At 52.0% G+C, this 15,280-nt stretch carries 17 protein-coding genes; 9 read left to right on the top strand and 8 right to left on the bottom strand.

Features of this window, described 5'->3' with window-relative positions; all coding sequences use genetic code 11:
- The first annotated feature begins 82 nt into the window (after positions 1–82).
- The 9 genes from lgt to ychF all read left to right on the top strand — a co-directional run bounded on the left by lgt (position 83) and on the right by ychF (position 8,499).
- Positions 83–916 carry a prolipoprotein diacylglyceryl transferase gene (lgt, locus tag DHN43_RS06440; protein ID WP_108818108.1) on the top strand — a complete coding sequence of 278 codons (834 nt, stop codon included), beginning with the start codon at positions 83–85 and terminating at the stop codon, positions 914–916.
- On the top strand, positions 913–2,004 hold the full coding sequence (locus tag DHN43_RS06435) for a class I SAM-dependent methyltransferase (protein WP_108818107.1): 1,092 nt from the start codon (positions 913–915) through the stop codon (positions 2,002–2,004). The genes lgt and DHN43_RS06435 overlap by 4 nt, the downstream gene beginning before the upstream one ends.
- A gap of 24 nt (positions 2,005–2,028) precedes the next feature.
- On the top strand, positions 2,029–2,796 hold the full coding sequence (pgeF, locus tag DHN43_RS06430) for a peptidoglycan editing factor PgeF (RefSeq protein WP_108818106.1): 768 nt from the start codon (positions 2,029–2,031) through the stop codon (positions 2,794–2,796).
- A 71-nt stretch (positions 2,797–2,867) separates the two neighbouring features.
- Positions 2,868–4,028 (top strand): M24 family metallopeptidase, encoded by a 1,161-nt coding sequence (locus DHN43_RS06425; protein ID WP_193757761.1) that lies wholly within the window; start codon positions 2,868–2,870, stop codon positions 4,026–4,028.
- Positions 4,029–4,104: 76 nt separating this feature from the next.
- Positions 4,105–4,608, top strand: a complete 504-nt coding sequence (locus tag DHN43_RS06420) for a hypothetical protein (protein ID WP_057463593.1) — start codon at positions 4,105–4,107, stop codon at positions 4,606–4,608.
- A 234-nt stretch (positions 4,609–4,842) separates the two neighbouring features.
- Positions 4,843–5,778, top strand: coding sequence for a ribose-phosphate pyrophosphokinase (locus DHN43_RS06415; RefSeq protein WP_057463594.1), 936 nt, complete (start codon positions 4,843–4,845; stop codon positions 5,776–5,778).
- A gap of 214 nt (positions 5,779–5,992) precedes the next feature.
- Entirely contained in the window at positions 5,993–6,604 is a 612-nt protein-coding gene (locus DHN43_RS06410) for a 50S ribosomal protein L25/general stress protein Ctc (RefSeq protein ID WP_057463595.1), read from the top strand.
- A 29-nt stretch (positions 6,605–6,633) separates the two neighbouring features.
- On the top strand, positions 6,634–7,398 hold the full coding sequence (gene pth, locus DHN43_RS06405; RefSeq protein WP_108818105.1) for an aminoacyl-tRNA hydrolase: 765 nt from the start codon (positions 6,634–6,636) through the stop codon (positions 7,396–7,398).
- Complete coding sequence (gene ychF, locus DHN43_RS06400) at positions 7,399–8,499, top strand: redox-regulated ATPase YchF (RefSeq protein ID WP_108818104.1); 1,101 nt, start codon at positions 7,399–7,401, stop codon at positions 8,497–8,499.
- Positions 8,500–8,576: 77 nt separating this feature from the next.
- Here ychF and DHN43_RS06395 read toward each other — a convergent pair whose 3' ends face one another.
- From DHN43_RS06395 to DHN43_RS06360, 8 genes are all read right to left on the bottom strand, one after another.
- Positions 8,577–9,386 (bottom strand): DeoR/GlpR family DNA-binding transcription regulator, encoded by an 810-nt coding sequence (locus DHN43_RS06395; RefSeq protein ID WP_208980629.1) that lies wholly within the window; start codon positions 9,384–9,386, stop codon positions 8,577–8,579.
- A 75-nt stretch (positions 9,387–9,461) separates the two neighbouring features.
- On the bottom strand, positions 9,462–10,256 hold the full coding sequence (locus DHN43_RS06390) for a DeoR/GlpR family DNA-binding transcription regulator (protein WP_057463598.1): 795 nt from the start codon (positions 10,254–10,256) through the stop codon (positions 9,462–9,464).
- Between the two features lie 69 nt (positions 10,257–10,325).
- Positions 10,326–10,820 carry a GNAT family N-acetyltransferase gene (locus DHN43_RS06385; protein WP_063290040.1) on the bottom strand — a complete coding sequence of 165 codons (495 nt, stop codon included), beginning with the start codon at positions 10,818–10,820 and terminating at the stop codon, positions 10,326–10,328.
- Positions 10,805–11,515 carry a 5,6-dimethylbenzimidazole synthase gene (bluB, locus tag DHN43_RS06380; protein ID WP_108818103.1) on the bottom strand — a complete coding sequence of 237 codons (711 nt, stop codon included), beginning with the start codon at positions 11,513–11,515 and terminating at the stop codon, positions 10,805–10,807. Before bluB ends, DHN43_RS06385 begins: the two co-directional genes overlap by 16 nt.
- Positions 11,512–12,066: an adenine phosphoribosyltransferase gene (locus tag DHN43_RS06375; protein ID WP_108818420.1), complete on the bottom strand. Its 555-nt coding sequence runs from the start codon at positions 12,064–12,066 to the stop codon at positions 11,512–11,514. The genes bluB and DHN43_RS06375 overlap by 4 nt, the downstream gene beginning before the upstream one ends.
- A gap of 77 nt (positions 12,067–12,143) precedes the next feature.
- Positions 12,144–13,016, bottom strand: coding sequence for an S-methyl-5'-thioadenosine phosphorylase (locus DHN43_RS06370; protein WP_063303210.1), 873 nt, complete (start codon positions 13,014–13,016; stop codon positions 12,144–12,146).
- Positions 13,017–13,160: 144 nt separating this feature from the next.
- Positions 13,161–14,003, bottom strand: a complete 843-nt coding sequence (locus DHN43_RS06365) for a cytochrome c1 (RefSeq protein WP_057463602.1) — start codon at positions 14,001–14,003, stop codon at positions 13,161–13,163.
- A gap of 18 nt (positions 14,004–14,021) precedes the next feature.
- Entirely contained in the window at positions 14,022–15,278 is a 1,257-nt protein-coding gene (locus tag DHN43_RS06360; protein ID WP_057463603.1) for a cytochrome b, read from the bottom strand.
- Between the last annotated feature and the right edge of the window lie 2 nt (positions 15,279–15,280).

Here is a 15,280-nt window from a genome sequence, read left to right as displayed (position 1 = left end):
AATGCGCTCAAACAAACCGAATTAGAGTAAAGTGCGTGAAGGTCTCTGAGCGCAGGGCACTTTAATAACAGAAGGGTTTCATATGCCGCTCTTAGCAATACCTTTCCCGATGATTGATCCGGTTCTGATTGAATTCGGACCACTGGCCATCCGTTGGTATGCACTGGCATATATCGCCGGAATTCTTCTTGCATGGCGCTACATGATCGTAACCGTCCGCAACTCGCCACTCTGGAACAAGACAGCTCATCCAACAGCAACAGACATCGACGACTTCGTCATGTGGGCAACGCTCGGCATTGTTCTGGGTGGGCGCCTCGGCTACGTCCTGTTTTACAATCTGCCCTACTACCTCGCCAATCCAGCAGACATTCTGGCTGTATGGGAGGGAGGCATGGCCTTCCACGGTGGTCTGCTGGGCATGATTGTCGTGTTGATCATCTATTCCAGAGCACGTGGCCTGTCTGGTTGGACCATGTTTGATCTGGCCGCCATCGCCGCTCCAATCGGTCTCTTTTTCGGGCGTATCGCCAACTTCATCAACTCAGAGCTATGGGGCCGCCCGACAGATGTGGCATGGGCCGTTGTCTTCCCAACCGGCGGGCCAGAACCAAGACACCCAAGCCAGCTTTATGAAGCTGCGCTGGAAGGAGCACTTCTGTTCCTCGTGCTGCGCCTGTTGTCCCACCGCTTCAAACTGCTGCAAAAACCCGGCGTTCTCGCAGGCAGCTTCGCCATCGGTTATGGTCTGGCACGCACCTTCGTAGAATTCTACCGCGTACCGGATGCCCACATCGGCTACCTCGCAGGCTTCTTCACCATGGGAATGCTGCTGAGCCTGCCAATGGTTTTGATCGGCATCGCAGTCGTAATTTGGGCTCTCAAAAGAAACACGGAAATCAAAGAAGCAAAATGACCAGCTCTGCGTCTACGCCACTTCAGGAAAAAATCAAAAAACGCATCGCGGACCATGGTCCAATCACCCTCGCTGAATATATGGGCATATGCCTTTCTGATCCCGAGCATGGCTACTACATGCGCCAGCAGCCATTCGGGACGAAAGGTGATTTCACCACGGCACCAGAAATCTCACAGCTGTTTGGCGAGCTGATCGGCGCCTGGCTTATGCATCAATGGCTGTCGCAGGATTTGAAAGGCCCAGTGCATCTGGTCGAAATGGGTCCGGGCCGCGGCACTTTAATGAAAGACATCCTGCGCGTTATCTCGTTACGCCCGCAGATGCTCGCTAACATTCAGATTCACCTGGTCGAAACCAGCCCATCCTTACGCAAAGCACAGCGCAAACTGCTCAAAGCCTACACAATCAAGTGGCACGACACGCTGGAGACCATCCCGGATGGACCAACCCTGCTCGTTGCCAATGAACTTTTCGATGCACTCCCGATCCACCAGTACCAGCTCACCGAGCAAGGCTGGCGTGAGCGCTGTGTTGGGCTGGATGACGACGGCAATCTGACATTTGGCATCGGCTCAGGCACTCTGTCTCCGGCTGACGTCGCCAAAGCCGGTTTACAGGCAAAACTGGGCGATACGCTGGAGCTGTCTCCAGCCTCCACCGCAATTGCCTCACAAATCGGTCAGCGCCTCAAGGCAGACGGCGGTGCTGCTCTGCTCATAGATTACGGCTATGCAAAGACGGCCACAGGCGACACGTTTCAGGCCCTCAAGAAGCACGAGTATGTCTCCACGCTGGAACATTGCGGCGAAGCGGACTTAACCGCTCACGTCAACTTCCAGGCACTCGCCAGCGCTGCCACTGCAGAAGGGGCAAACGTGCACGGCCCAATCGGTCAGGGCGAGTTTCTGCTCGGCCTTGGGCTGCTGGAGCGCGCAGGACAACTTGGGACTGGCAAATCCACACTGGATCAGGACCAGATCCGCAAAGACGTGGAGCGCCTCGCAGCCGATGACCAGATGGGCACGCTCTTCAAAGTCCTTAGCATCACCAATACCTCAGATAAACCAATTCCTTTCCAGAATTGAACGCATCGAAGCAGGGAGAAGCCAATGATTAAAGTGCCAGAGCTTGAAGCAATGCAATGCCTTTCACATGGCTTCTTCACCCGCGAAGGAGGTGTTTCCTCCGGCATCTACAAAGGCCTCAACGTCGGCTTGGGTTCCAGCGATGTCCGTGAAGATGTTCTGGAAAACCGCCGCCGCGTTGCCGATCAACTCGGCACAACACCTGAGCAAATGATTACGCCCTACCAGATCCACTCGGCTAAGGTGCTGAGCGTATCGGCCCCCTTTGCTGAGGAAGATGACAAGCGCGCAGACGCTCTCGTCACCAACACCCCCGGCCTCGCCATTGGCATCCTGACGGCAGACTGCGGCCCGATCCTGTTCGCGGATCCGGACAACGGAGTTATCGGCGCAGCCCACTCAGGCTGGAAAGGCGCCGTCGATGGCATCCTGCCCAACACCGTTCAAGCTATGCAGCAGCTGGGTGCAAACCCGTCGAACATCACAGCGGTGATGGGCCCGATGATCTCACAGCAGGCTTATGAGGTTGGCCCGGAGTTTGTGGTGCGCTTCCTCGAACAGTCTCAGGACAACAAGCGCTTCTTCGTTCCCTCACAAAAACCACTGCACAGTATGTTTGATCTACCGGCTTTCATCAAAGCCCAACTGGACAAACTTGGCCTCAAAGACGTCATCGACCTCAAACTATGCACCTATGCGGATGCGGACAGGTTCTTCTCCTACCGAAGAACCACCCATAACAAAGAACCAGATTACGGACGCCAGATATCAACTATCATGTTGACCGCCTGATTGTGCTGACGGACGAGCAAGAGTAAGTTCTGTTTCACATTGCTTTGCAAACTATGGATTGGGAGAAGACCATGGCCCTGCACTTTGCACCGGAAGAATTTGCTGAGCGCCGTGTTGCTCTGGACGCCAAACTCAAAGAGCGTCATCTCGATTGCCTGCTGATCTTCGCACAGGAGAGCATGTACTGGCTGACAGGTTTTGACACCTTCGGCTATTGCTTCTTCCAGTGCTTGATCTACCGCCCCGGTGAAGAACCTATCCTTCTCACCCGCTCCGCTGATCTGCGACAAGCCCGCAACACCTCCAACCTCAAAGACATTCGCCTCTGGATGGACGTCGCAGGCAAATCTCCGGTTGGTCAGGTAAAAGAGCTTCTGTTTGATCTCGACCTGCTCGGCACCCGCATCGGCGTGGAATATGACACCCACGGCCTCACCGCTGCCAATGGCCGGTTGCTGGACGAATCTCTGCACTCCTTTGCAGACGTCGATGACGCTTCCGACATTATAAAGGAGCTTCGTCTGGTCAAATCGTCAACTGAGCTGGAATATGTCAGAACCGCAGGCAAACTCGCCGATGCCGCCTTCCTTGCCGGTATGGAGGAAATCAAACCCGGAGCCGACGAAGGCCGCATTCTGGCTAAGATGCAAAGCGCAGTGTTTGAAGGCGGCGGCGACTATCCGGCAAACGAATTCGTCATTGGCTCAGGCCCTGACGCCCTGCTCTGCCGCTACAAATCTGGCCGCAGAACGCTCTCAGAAAACGATCAGCTCACCATCGAATGGGCGGGGGTTTACCGCCATTATCACGCTGCCTCCATCCGCACAGTTATTCTGGGAGAGCCAACGCCGCGCCATCTGGAACTCCACCGCGCCGCAAAAGATGCCCTTCTGGCCGTTGAACAAGCCATGCAGGTGGGCAACACGTTTGGCGATCTGTTTGCTGCACACGCCAACATTCTGGATGATCGCGGGCTGATGCCACACCGCCTGAATGCCTGCGGATATTCACTTGGTGCCCGCTTCACACCAAGCTGGATGGAGCCGCCCTACATGGCTTTCAAAGAAAATGCACATGAAATTCATGAAAACATGGTGTTGTTCATGCACATGATCATCATGGATTCAGACAGCGAAACCGCTATGACTTTGGGCCAAACTTACATCACACACGCAGATGGGCCTGAAAGCTTATCACAGCTTTCTCTCGACCTCCCTGTGAAGGCAGGGTAAAGACTGCCATAATTAACCTTTACGAATCTATTGGGGCACCCCACGCTGATTCTCTGAGTGGACTTTAAGGACTGACATGCTGAAGCTCGTACTTTTACCTCGGGTATTAATCATTGCCGCTATGGCAATTCTTGCAGGCTGTGCGGCAAACCCTCTTCCCCCTTCCAGCATCGGGGACATGATTGAAACCAAGTCAGCTCCTCCGACTGTCTCTCCGGCAAAAGCAACTTTTGCATTTGAGCAGCTGACCGGACTGCCTGGCAATATTGCCGACGATCTCTCTGAGCAACTTGGGAATCGCGCAGCAGCAGCGAATCTCAACCTTGTCAGACGCGTTGGTGCACCAGCAACGTACCGAGTCAAAGGATTCTTGACCGCGGCTGGCGATCAGTACACCACCACTGTCTTCTATGTATTTGATATTATTGACGCAAATGGCAACCGTGTTCACCGGATTGATGGCCAGGAGCAAACTGGCGGCAACTCTGGCGATCCATGGGCTGATGTTTCAAGCGATGCACTGCGAAGAATTGCGACCAGAACAATTGCTTCTTTAGAAGCATGGTTACACAGCAAGTGACCTAATAAAATCAAATAGATACACAATTACGCAGCTCAGCTTTTGCAAAAAAGCTGAGCTGCTGTGCGTTCTGGCTATTGTCGGCTTAAGACGAGGTTGCTAAAAGGCGCGCAAGGCGACCTGTCAGGACGCCTTACCAGAAGAAATCGGGTTCCACCAAGGGACGCAAATTTCCACCTCACCACCGACGAATGTCACAGGGTGAGATCAAAGCCCAAGAAGGACTTGCGGGTTATGAAAATCGTCGCGGGTAACTCCAATCGCGCGCTGGCCGAGCAAATTTCAAAGTATCTTGATGTACCATTGTCGAAGTGCCAGGTTCGCCGCTTTGCAGACCAAGAAATCTACGTTGAAATCCAGGAGAACGTGCGCGGTGAGGACGTCTTTGTCATTCAGCCTACAAGCTATCCGGCAAATGACCACCTCATGGAACTGCTGATCATCATTGATGCGCTCCGCCGTTCTTCAGCACGTCGCATTACCGCAGTGGTTCCATACTTTGGCTACGCCCGTCAGGACCGTAAGTCAGCGCCTCGTACGCCAATCTCTGCGAAACTTGTTTCCAACCTGATCACCAATGCTGGTGCAGACAGAGTGCTTACACTCGATCTGCATGCTGCGCAGATTCAGGGCTTCTTCGACATCCCAACCGACAACCTTTACGGTGCGCCGGTGATGACCCGTGACATCAAAGAGCACTATGACACAACCAACGTCATGGTTGTTTCTCCGGATGTTGGCGGTGTGGTTCGTGCGCGTGCACTAGCAAAGCGCATTGAAGCTCCTCTGTCCATCGTTGATAAGCGCCGCGACAAGCCTGGTGAATCCGAAGTCATGAACATCATCGGTGATGTGAGCGGCTACGATTGTATCCTCGTGGATGACATCGTCGATTCTGGCGGAACCCTTTGTAACGCAGCAGATGCACTTCTTGCTGCTGGTGCCAAGTCCGTCACGGCCTACATCACTCATGGTGTCCTCTCAGGTGGCGCAGTGGCGCGCGTTTCAGCATCCAAGCTCAAAGAACTGGTAATCACTGATTCCATCGAGCCAACGGCTGCTGTTCAGGCTGCTCCAAACATCCGCACTATTTCTATCGCCCCACTCATGGGCGAAGCGATCAATCGCACATCGCAGGAACGCTCTGTTTCCAGCTTGTTCGATTCATAACGAGCTCTAATCACAAGCTTTGAGAAACCGGGGTACGCCTCGGTTTTTCTTATTGTAGGCTCAGCAGTTGCCCTTGCTCTTTCTGGGAGTATCGGTTATACGAGCCGCGTACGTCGACACCCTTGGAGGAGGCGTGCGAAGTTGGCCGTAGTTGAGCGCAGAAATCTGTCGCTCCCGCGGCCTTACTTTTATAATCAAACTAGGAGATTCCACCATGGCAAACAGCTATGAGCTGAAAGCACAGGTGCGTGAACGGGCCGGCAAGGGGGCCGCTCGTGCAGCTCGTCGTGAAGGTCTTGTACCAGCAGTAATCTACGGCGACAAAAAAGAAGCAGTGTCTATCAGCCTGCCAATTAAAGAAGCAACCATGACCCTGCATAAGGGCGGTTTCCTGTCTCACGTCGGTACAATCGACCTGAACGGCGAAAAGACTTCTGTAATTGCAAAAGACTTCCAGCTGCATCCAGTAAAAGACACTCTGATGCACGTTGACTTCCTGCGTGTTTCTGCAAACGCTACTCTGACCGTTGAAATCCCAGTGAAGTTCCTCAACGAAGAAACTTCCCCAGGTCTTAAGCGCGGTGGTGTTATCAACGTTGTACGTCACACCGTTGAAATGACTGTTCCAGCGAACGCTATCCCAGAAGCTCTCGAAATCGATCTTGGTGAAGCTGACCTCGGTTCTTCTCAGCATATCTCTGCTGTTAAGCTCCCAGCTGGTTGTGCTCCGACCATTACAGACCGCGACTTCACAATCTCCACGATTGTTGCACCTGCAGGTCTGAAAGAAGACGACGCTTCTGAAGAAGGTGAAGGCGAAGAGTAATTCTCTAACCAGGGCTTGGGACAATACCTATGAAGCTGTTAGTCGGCCTCGGTAATCCAGGCCCTAAATACGAGAGTAATCGTCACAATATCGGGTTCATGGCGGCAGATGAAATTCATCGCCGCCATAGCTCATTCAGCCCGTGGCGGGCTCGCTTTCAGGCTCAGGTTTCTGAAGGCACTTTGGCAGGTGAAAAAGTCTTGCTGATGAAGCCAATGACCTACATGAACGAATCCGGTCGTTCCGTAGGTGAAGCACTCCGTTTCTACAAGCTCACCCCACAAGATGTTGTCGTGCTCTATGACGAGCTGGACCTGCCTCCTGCGAAATTTCGCATGAAGAATGGTGGCGGTCACGGTGGTCACAATGGCCTGCGCTCCATCACAGCACACATCACAGATGCCTATCGCCGTGTACGCCTTGGCATTGGCCATCCCGGCCATAAAGACCGCGTACATCAATGGGTCTTGGGTGACTTTGCAAAAGCGGATCAGGAGTGGCTGGAGTCTCTTTTGGAGGCCGTTGCAGATAACGCTCCATTGCTTGCACAACATAATGACAACCAGTTCGCCAATAAGGTGACACTGGCAACACGCCCGGAAGGCTCTGGCAAACCTTACAAAAAGGATGGTTCTCGCGAAGCTTCTGCTAAAAAGAAGCAGGACACCGCCAAGCCTGAACCAGAAAAAAAGCCAGCTCCAAAGGCAACGGGCTACCAAGACAAAGAAGCTAACAAAAAAGGGCCGCTCGCGTCAGCGCTTGAGCAGCTGTTTGGATCGAAAGGACAAGAGTAAATGGGTTTTCAGTGCGGTATCGTCGGCTTGCCTAACGTTGGTAAGTCTACCCTCTTCAACGCTCTGACGAAGACAGCAGCGGCGCAGGCAGCGAACTATCCGTTCTGCACCATTGAGCCAAACACTGGTGATGTTGCTGTGCCAGATCCACGCCAGTCCAAGATCGCGTCAATCGCGGGCTCCAAAGAGATCATCCCGACCCGCCTGACTTTTGTAGACATTGCAGGCCTCGTGCGCGGCGCCTCCAAAGGGGAAGGCCTGGGCAACCAGTTCCTCGCTAACATCCGCGAAGTAGACGCAATCGCACACGTTCTGCGCTGCTTTGAAGATGACGACATCACGCACGTTGATGGCAAGATCGATCCAATCGCTGATGCAGAAACCGTAGAAACCGAGCTCATGGTTTCTGATATGGAAAGCCTCGAAAAGCGTATTGCGCCGCTTGCCAAAAAAGCGAAGTCTGGCGACAAAGACGCGAAGATGACTCTTCCGATCATGGAACAGGCCTTGGCAATTCTTCAGGATGGTAAGCCAGTGCGCGCACTTGGCCTCACCGATCCAGAAGACGTCAAACAGCTCGAAATGCTGAACCTGCTGACATCCAAGCCAGTTCTCTACGTGTGTAACGTGGAAGAAGAATCTGCAGACAAAGGCAACAGCCTGTCCGCTAAGGTTCAGGCTATGGCAGAAGAGCAAGGCGCAGCCTCTGTTGTCATCTCAGCTGCGATTGAAGCTGAAATTGCACAGCTGGAAGACGAAGAACAGCGTGAATACATGGCTGACATGGGTCTGGAAGAGCCAGGCCTCGACCGCTTGATCCGCGCAGGCTACAACCTGCTGCACCTGATCACCTACTTCACAGCTGGCCCGAAAGAAACACGCGCTTGGACCGTATCAAGAGGCACCAAAGCCCCTCAGGCTGCTGGCGTCATCCATACGGACTTTGAACGCGGCTTCATTCGCGCACAAACCATTGCTTACAACGACTACGTTGAGCTTGGCGGCGAAAACCCAGCTAAAGAAGCAGGCAAAGCACGCGACGAAGGCAAGGAATACATCGTTCAGGATGGCGATGTGCTGCTCTTCAAGTTCAACACATAAGTCTATGGCACAACCGCTATAAACCAAAAGGCGCTCAATCGAGCGCCTTTTTTATTGAAAAATCAATGAGATAAGAATCAAATATCCAACAAAACAATCTCACTGGAAGCTTCTGCCTCCACATCAGCCACGTGGACTTCTTTCACGCCCTGCGCAATCAGCTTGTCAAGAATACTTGGCTCGACGCCGCTATCCACGATCAGCATATCGGCCTGAGCGCATGAATTGGCAACGAACCGGCTCGGAACGCCAATCTTGCTGGAGTTACACAGCACCATAGTCCGCTTGCAAGACGCCATGACGGCCCGCGCAAACTTGGCTTCCTCTTCCACGTAGTACATGAGATCCCCCTCGGTGGACAAACCGACAGGACAAATGATCCCCCAGTCCGCCTCAAGGCTCTCAACCGTACCCAGAGCAATCGGCCCCAAAGCCCCCTGCCCGTCCGTGTAGAGATTGCCGCCAATCACATGGATGTCTGCAGCTGTCTCAGCCCCAATCATCATTGAGGCGACCGCATACGAGTTGGTCGAAACCTTTATCTGCGGCACCTGAGCAAGATGCTGCGCCAGGATTGTCATTGTGCTTCCCGACTCAACAACCACATGGTCACCAGTCTTGAAGAACGAAGTCGCCAGCCGACCAATTGCATACTTCTCGATGTAATGGCTGCGAAGCCTTACCCGATAGGCATCCTGATCTCGTGGCATGAGGAAGCAAATAGAATTATCGAAGAGTTCAAATTCCTCACGATCCGACAACACCTTCGCCAGACTGGTGAGTTCTTCAAAATCCATTCCTAAAATATCTGCCGCAGCAGTCAATGAAATACGTCTGTGGCGCTTAACCAGATTGGCAAGAACGTCCACCATTAAGTCATTAATCATCTAAATTGGCCTAGATCCAAGATACTATTCCGGTAGTAAACAATGTTCATTTTTATCGAAAAAGATTAAAATTTATCAACTATTCAGAAGAATGAAATCTTCGCTGTCAGCATCCTCGGAAATTGCATGAAAAACGCGCGCTTTTCTAAGATGATGGTCGACTTCAGCAAAGCCTAATTCCCCATTATTATCAGTAATAAAGACATCAACACCCTGCATTGTTTGCGCGGTGTAGCGACTGGGGACGCCCAACTTAGAACTGTCACTCAACATCATAGTTTTCTGCGCACTGCGCTGCATAAGCAAGCTGGTTTCAGCATCAACCTTGTGGAAGTAGCAGGCCCCTTTTTGAATACACATGCTCGTCGGGCTCAGGATGGTCCAGTCCACCTTCAGATCACGAATACGCGCCTGTGTCTCTTCCCCATGAAGCGCAGTGGTATGCGCTTCCAGTCTGCCGCCAATCAACTCAACACTACACGTACGACTATGCCGGACAAGACTCTCCGCAATCAGCGGGCTTGTCGTTGCGATAGAGAGATTTTTCTTCTCTTTCAGATGATTGGCAAAAAGGGAAAGCGTACTGCCCGCCTCAATCAGCAAACTTTCACCATCCTTAATCAGGCTGGCAGCAAGTTTGCCAATGGCATTCTTCTCGGCAAACCGAGAGTGCATGCGCACGCTGATATCACTCTCTGCAATGGCCTCATTCGAAACCAGGGAACTGCCTCGCACGCGCATGATACTGTTGTTTTCCAGGCCATCAACGGCATACAGGATCTCATCGACAGAGCAATCCAGTACAGTGGCCAGTAAGGAGAGCCGTATCGTTCTATAGCGTCGCACCAGTTCGATTATGCGGACGATCACAACACAACCCTCGTGTACAATTTTATTTAATCTTTCATAAAATTAGTCAAATACCGTTTGAAAGTAAAGCTAAGATCGATTGCTGGTGATGTCGCGACCAAAAATCACCTCGTCACGCAGCGGGATGCCGTGCAAGCCTGTGACTGGTATTTCGGGCTTTAACTTACGTTCCTCGTCAATGACGCCTTGCACCACTTTTTCTAAACGAAAGCCGCGTCTTTGATAAAACCGAAATGCATCCAGATTGTCGTTTGAGGTCCGCACCATAATCCGGCCAAGACCTTCTTGCCGTGCAGCATCAACGGAAGCATCCAGCAGAAGCGTACCAATGCCGCCCCAACGCTGCAGCGAATCGAGCGTGAGAATCTCCCATTCCTGATCACGTTTGATCAGGGTAATCATCCCCACAAGACGCCCTTCATCCAGAGCGAGATATCCAGGCAGACGTGAGGCGTCCACCATTTCACCATCAAGCAGTTGCTCAGGACTGGTCCACCGGTTAACGAGCAGTTCAACAACCTGCTCTCGATCTTCTGGTTCAATTGCTCTTACTTGGATTGACACGAAGAAGACTCCTGTTTGGCTTCTGGCCTGACTAAATCAATATCTTTTAACATTCGCAATTCAGTGGCAGTACGTGCCTGCCAGCCAGTGCGCTGCAGTTCGGGGACTTCGTTGTTCTCACAGGGGTAACCTATGCAGAGATAGGCAACAAATTTCCAGTTTTCAGGAACACCAAACAACTGCCCGATACTGTCAGGATTGAGAATAGACACCCAACCGACGCCAATGCCTTTTGCTCTAGCAGCAAGCCAGAGGCAATTAATTGCGCTAACACAAGAATAAGCCAGCGTCTCTGGCATAGTCTGCCGCCCAAGCCCACTTCCCTGTGTCGGATTAAGATCACAAAACACGGCAAATTGCAGCGGAGCATCGGTCAAACCTTGCAGCTTGAGCTTGGCATAACTCTCCGCACGCTCACCCTTATAGCCTTTCAAAGCCTCTGAATTTGCCTGTTGGAAATTGAGATAAACAGCCTCTCTGTTCGCAGGCTGGCTCATCTCTATAAAGCGCCAGGGCTGACTGTTGCCGACACTCGGGGAAAGATCAGTTAATCGCAAAAGCTCGTCAACGGTTTCGCGATCAATAATGTCTTGCTTAAAATGGCGCACATCCCGGCGCCATTTCAAAAGCAATTCAAAATCGTGGTTGAAGGCCTCAGAAAATTGCGGGCCATTCTCTACAAAGGCGTCATTCAATGACCGGGAAACTCCACCAATGTCCTGACAGGAATATCGAGTGCTTCCAGTTTTGCACGTCCTTGCAGTTCTGGCAAATCGACAATAAAGCACGCAGCCACAATATCAGCGCCAGCGCTTCTGAGCAGCTTCACAGCAGCCTCTGCAGTTCCGCCAGTCGCAATCAAGTCATCAACCAGAATGACTTTGTCACCCGGCTTCACAGCATCACAGTGGATTTCGATGGTATCGGTACCATACTCCAGCTCATATTCCTGCTCTATGGTTTTGAACGGAAGTTTACCCTTCTTGCGCACTGGCAAGAAACCGGCGGAGAGCTGGTGCGCAACGGCACCACCAAGAATGAAACCACGCGCCTCGATACCAGCAACCTGTTCAATCTTGGAGCCAGCCCAAGGCTGCACCAGTGCATCAACCGCACGGCGGAAGGCGCGAGGATCACTCAGCAGTGTTGTGATATCGCGAAACAGAATACCTTCCTTTGGATAGTCTGGAATGGTCCGAATGGACGCAATCAGCTCCTCTGAGATACTGTTAGTTATGTCAGTCATGGTCATTTCCGCGTTTGAATTGCATAGTTTTTGTAAGAAGCCCTTCAACGAGAGCCCCATAAGCGATCTGTGCTCGATTATTTGCGCAGCACACGTCCAGCAACAGCATCAAGCTTTGCAAGCAGTGCCGGGTCTCTTTTGTCCTCAGCAGTCATAATCGCAAAATCAAGTGCCGTGTTGGAACCAACCGGGCACTGCTGGTGCTCTCTCGGCAGTTTCCGGGCAACAGCTAGAACAAGCTTCTGAGCACTTTCCACGTTCTCGTGTAGAACCTTGATGATCGCGTTGATATCTACGTTTCCGTGGTCGGCATGCCAACTGTCGTAATCCGTTACCATCGCCACAGTTGAATAACTGATTTCCGCTTCACGGGCCAGCTTGGCTTCCGGCATGTTTGTCATACCAATAACGTCACAGCCCCAGGAGCGGTAGAGGAGGCTTTCTGCCTTGGAAGAAAACTGAGGCCCTTCCATAGCCAGATAGGTACCGCCGCGGCTATACGTAAGGCCCTCTTCTTGACAGGCACTTTCAACAACATCCACCAGCAGTGGCGAAATTGGGTCAGCAACGGAGACATGCGCCACGCAGCCTGTTCCAAAGAAGCTCTTTTCACGCGCAAACGTACGATCGATGAACTGGTCAACAAGAACGAAAGTTCCCGGTGCATATTCCTCTTTCAAGGACCCGCAGGCGCTGACGGAAATCAGGTCTGTGACACCAGCCCGCTTAAGCACGTCAATATTTGCACGATAATTGATCTCGGTTGGAGAGTGCACATGTCCGCGACCATGACGAGGCAAGAAAACAACCTTCAGGCCACCAATCTCGCCGATACAAACATCATCACTTGGCTCACCCCACGGGCTTTCGATCCGTTCCCATCGGGCATTTTCAAAACCAGGGATATTGTAGAGGCCAGAACCTCCGATAATGCCCAGAACCGCCTGCATATCGCTCTCTCCGCTTTGCCTGTGTCGGCGCAACCTTACCTGATTCACTGATAGGAAGTTGGCGGTACATCAAATCCAGCCAGCAACCCCAAAAAAAAGGGCTACCCGATTAGGATAGCCCTTTTTGAATTTATAAATGTGACCTTAGTGGTCGACATCTCTCCAGATCTTACGCTTTGTAAAGTACAGCAGCGATGCGAACAGGATCAGGAATGCCATCACACCAAAGCCGATACGCTTGCGCGATTCCAGATGAGGCTCAGCAGTCCACATCAGGAATGCAGAAACGTCACGAGCATACTGATCAACAGTCATTGGAGAACCGTCGGAGTACTCAACCAGCTCATCAGAAAGCGGAGGCGCCATTGCGAGCGTGGACCCTGAAATGAAGCCAGGGTTGTAGTACTGACCTTCTGGAACCTCAACACCCTCAGGTGCCTCATGGTAGCCAGTTAGCAGGCCGTACAGGTAATCCGGACCGTTTTCCTGATACTGCGTAGCAACATCAAGAACAAACCAAGGGAAACCACGAAGGGCAGCGCGTGCTTTTGCCATCAAAGAAAGGTCTGGTGGGTAAGCACCATTGTTAGAAGCACGTGCAGCTTGCTCGTTCGGGAATGGTGATGGGAATTTGTCGAACGGCTTGCCGTCACGCTCAAACATTTCACCTTCACTGTCCGGGCCATCTTCGATGGAGTATTCAGCTGCAAGAGCCTTCACTTCATCAACAGAGAAACCTGGTCCGCCTTCCTCAGCAAGGTTACGGAATGCGACGTAGCTCAGTCCATGACAGGCAGAACAAACTTCCTGGTACACCTGGAAGCCGCGCTGCAGCTGCGCTTTGTCAAACTGACCGAATGGGCCAGCAAAAGACCAAGGCTGCTTTTCGACGTGAGGTCCTTCGCCAGCTGCAAGAGCCGGACCAGCTACAGCAAGACCTGCAACAACAGCCAGAGCACGAGCGCTTTTGAACATTAGATTTTTCATCTTTAAAATCCCCTGCCCTTAAGCCGCATCACTGGACTTACCCAGCACTGCATCGTTGATTGAGTCAGGAACTTTCCGAGGCGTTTCGATCAGTCCGAGAACTGGAAGAACGATCAGGAAGTGTGCGAAGTAGAGAACCGTAAAGAACTGGATCCAGGCAATGTATGGCTGCTCAGCAGGCTTAGATCCAAGCCACCCCAACATGATTGTGGTGAAGAAGAAGAGCCAGAAGAAGAACCGGTAAACAGGACGGTAATTCGCTGAACGAACTTTGGAAGTATCAAGCCAAGGCAACACGAACAAGATCGCAATCGCACCACCCATGGCAATCACACCACCGAGTTTGGAAGGAATTGGACCAATATCGAAAGTGATCGCACGCAGGATCGCATAGAATGGCAGAAGGAACCATTCTGGAACGATGTGCGCTGGTGTCACCATTGGGTTCGCTGGAATGTAGTTATCAGCATGACCCAGATAGTTTGGCAGGTAGAACACGAACCAGGAGAACAGGATCATAAAGACAACGATCGCGAACAGATCCTTCAACGTGTAGTACGGATGGAATGGAACTGTGTCTTTATCGGACTTAGGATCAACACCAACTGGGTTGTTGTTACCAGCAACGTGGAACGCCCAGATGTGCAGCATCACAACGCCAAGGATCACGAACGGCAGCAGATAATGCAGTGAGAAGAAGCGGTTCAGTGTTGGGTTACCAACTGCGAAACCACCCCAGAGCCATGTGGTGATTGCTTCACCAACAACTGGAACTGCAGAGAACAGGTTCGTAATAACCGTTGCACCCCAAAGAGACATCTGGCCCCAAGGAAGTACGTAGCCCATGAATGCGGTAAGCACCATGAGGAAGAACAGCAACACACCCAGGATCCATGCAATTTCGCGCGGCTCTTTGTAAGAACCGTAGTACATACCGCGGAAGATGTGGATGTACACTGCGAAGAAGAACATGGATGCACCGTTTGAGTGCAGATAACGCATCAACCATCCGTAGTTCACATCGCGCATGATGTGCTCAACGGATGCAAATGCAAGCGCATCATTCGGCGTGTAGTGCATTACCAGAACGATACCGGTAATGAGCTGAACAACGAGCACGAAAAATGCGATACCGCCGAAGGTCCACCAGTAGTTCAGGTTCTTCGGGGTAGGAAACGCAACAAAACTCCCATGTACAAGGGAGAGTACCGGCAAACGACGCTCAAGCCATTTGGCGCCAGCGTTTTGCGGTTCATAAGTAGAATGACCAGCCATAG

Origin of the sequence: Pseudovibrio sp. Alg231-02 (assembly GCF_900143565.1) — a bacterium.
Lineage (GTDB): Bacteria > Pseudomonadota > Alphaproteobacteria > Rhizobiales > Stappiaceae > Pseudovibrio.
This window is presented reverse-complemented; position numbering and strand designations above follow the sequence as displayed.

Coding starts and splice junctions, on each gene's coding strand:
- DHN43_RS06415 (WP_057463594.1), top strand. CDS start 4,843: ATGAAAATCGTCGCGGGTAACTCCAATCGCGCGCTGGCCGAGCAAATT.
- DHN43_RS06395 (WP_208980629.1), bottom strand. CDS start 9,386: ATGATTAATGACTTAATGGTGGACGTTCTTGCCAATCTGGTTAAGCGC.
- DHN43_RS06365 (WP_057463602.1), bottom strand. CDS start 14,003: ATGAAAAATCTAATGTTCAAAAGCGCTCGTGCTCTGGCTGTTGTTGCA.
- DHN43_RS06375 (WP_108818420.1), bottom strand. CDS start 12,066: ATGACTGACATAACTAACAGTATCTCAGAGGAGCTGATTGCGTCCATT.
- pgeF (WP_108818106.1), top strand. CDS start 2,029: ATGATTAAAGTGCCAGAGCTTGAAGCAATGCAATGCCTTTCACATGGC.
- ychF (WP_108818104.1), top strand. CDS start 7,399: ATGGGTTTTCAGTGCGGTATCGTCGGCTTGCCTAACGTTGGTAAGTCT.
- lgt (WP_108818108.1), top strand. CDS start 83: ATGCCGCTCTTAGCAATACCTTTCCCGATGATTGATCCGGTTCTGATT.
- pth (WP_108818105.1), top strand. CDS start 6,634: ATGAAGCTGTTAGTCGGCCTCGGTAATCCAGGCCCTAAATACGAGAGT.
- DHN43_RS06360 (WP_057463603.1), bottom strand. CDS start 15,278: ATGGCTGGTCATTCTACTTATGAACCGCAAAACGCTGGCGCCAAATGG.
- DHN43_RS06435 (WP_108818107.1), top strand. CDS start 913: ATGACCAGCTCTGCGTCTACGCCACTTCAGGAAAAAATCAAAAAACGC.
- DHN43_RS06420 (WP_057463593.1), top strand. CDS start 4,105: ATGCTGAAGCTCGTACTTTTACCTCGGGTATTAATCATTGCCGCTATG.
- DHN43_RS06370 (WP_063303210.1), bottom strand. CDS start 13,016: ATGCAGGCGGTTCTGGGCATTATCGGAGGTTCTGGCCTCTACAATATC.
- DHN43_RS06410 (WP_057463595.1), top strand. CDS start 5,993: ATGGCAAACAGCTATGAGCTGAAAGCACAGGTGCGTGAACGGGCCGGC.
- DHN43_RS06425 (WP_193757761.1), top strand. CDS start 2,868: ATGGCCCTGCACTTTGCACCGGAAGAATTTGCTGAGCGCCGTGTTGCT.